We start from the raw sequence: 609 nt of genomic DNA, 5'->3' as shown, positions 1-609 counted from the left end.
CTGGAACGCCGGTCCCCTCAGGACTGGCGAGACTCCGTGGCGTGGTGTTTTCGAACTGCTCAGGGACCTCCGGCCTTGGGGACCACAAGACCGCGTACAACCAAACGATGCCGGTTTTTTAAGCGACGAGATTTGGGGGCGGGATGATGCCGAACTTGTCCCGCTGGAAATCGAGCTCGTCTACAGAGCATCGGACGCCCAGTCTAGGATCCAAGAGCGCGAAGTTTATGCAGCCGTCGAAGCACAGGGCGGACAAGTTGTGTCTCGAGCACGACTGCCGGACATCGCTTATCATGCATTACTTGTAGACCTTCCTGTCCGCGCCATCCGTGCGATTATCGAACGATCTCAGAACAGCATCGCAGGGTTAGACCCGGTGATGCACATCCGTCCGCAAAGCCTCGCTACCACGATCGAGGTCGAGGACGCGGAGGCTGCGGGGCTACCTGGAGAAGCGGGAGAGTTACTTTCGCCTATTCTGGGTCTTCTAGATGGCGTACCGGTTGCTGCGCATCCTCTGCTGGCCCGTCACTTGATTGTCGACGACTTCTAGATGGCGTACCGGTTGCTGCGCATCCTCTGCTGGCCCGTCACTTGATTGTCGACGAC

The 609-nt window shown here is 58.5% G+C and carries 1 protein-coding gene; it reads left to right on the top strand.

Features of this window, described 5'->3' with window-relative positions:
* Positions 1-553 (top strand): hypothetical protein (locus AB4091_RS21820; protein WP_442295003.1); only part of this gene is annotated, 553 nt, incomplete at its 5' end.
* Positions 554-609: the final 56 nt, after the last annotated feature.

The sequence above is a fragment of the Terrabacter sp. 2RAF25 genome (assembly GCF_052115265.1).
Lineage (GTDB): Bacteria > Actinomycetota > Actinomycetes > Actinomycetales > Dermatophilaceae > Terrabacter.
This window is presented reverse-complemented; position numbering and strand designations above follow the sequence as displayed.